The following is a 583-nucleotide window of genomic DNA, read 5'->3' as shown; positions in this document are numbered from 1 at the left end:
TCACCCCACTTCTCTGGCCCAGCGCTACATGGAGGTATGCAAGGCTTACCTTGCGCTCAACGAAGCCTTTGCCAAATTGGATTACTCCTACAGCCGCCTGCAGGAGAGCTTCAGGGAAATTCTCGGCCTAGCCAAGAAGGCTTTGGTTCAACTGCCTATTCTACGACAGCAGGTCGAACAGTTACAGCAGTGCGTCGAACAGAGGGATCGCTTGATTCGTTCCCTGCGAGAAGAACTGCAGGAGAAAGAAGCTCGACTAGGCGAGCTAATTGCCAACTATGACCAAGTCTGTTACGACCTGGACTCTACCAAGGCAGATCTGTTGAGCGCTCAGGCGTTGATTGAAAAACTGAAAGCAGAAAATGCCCAACTTTTGGAACAGGTGAGTCGCCTCACCAGTTTGGAGGATGAATTGGCAAGCTTAACAGAACGGCTGAACCAAGCAGAGGCAGCCCGCCAAGCGTTGGAGGCCCGCAACCGTGAGCTGGAAGCAGCTCTGGGAGAGCGAGATCGGCAAATGGATAGCCTGCAAAGGCGGTTGGCGGAATTGGAGCGAGAGAACGCCTCGCTGAAGGCGCAACTG

1 protein-coding gene is annotated in these 583 nt (G+C 53.9%); it reads left to right on the top strand.

Features of this window, described 5'->3' with window-relative positions; translation table 11 throughout:
- Window positions 1-583 (top strand): hypothetical protein (locus NW858_RS11800; RefSeq protein ID WP_414520572.1); only part of this gene is annotated, 583 nt, incomplete at both ends.

Origin of the sequence: Synechococcus sp. H55.10 (assembly GCF_047502715.1) — a bacterium.
In the GTDB taxonomy this organism is placed as follows: Bacteria; Cyanobacteriota; Cyanobacteriia; order Thermostichales; family Thermostichaceae; genus Thermostichus.
This window is presented reverse-complemented; position numbering and strand designations above follow the sequence as displayed.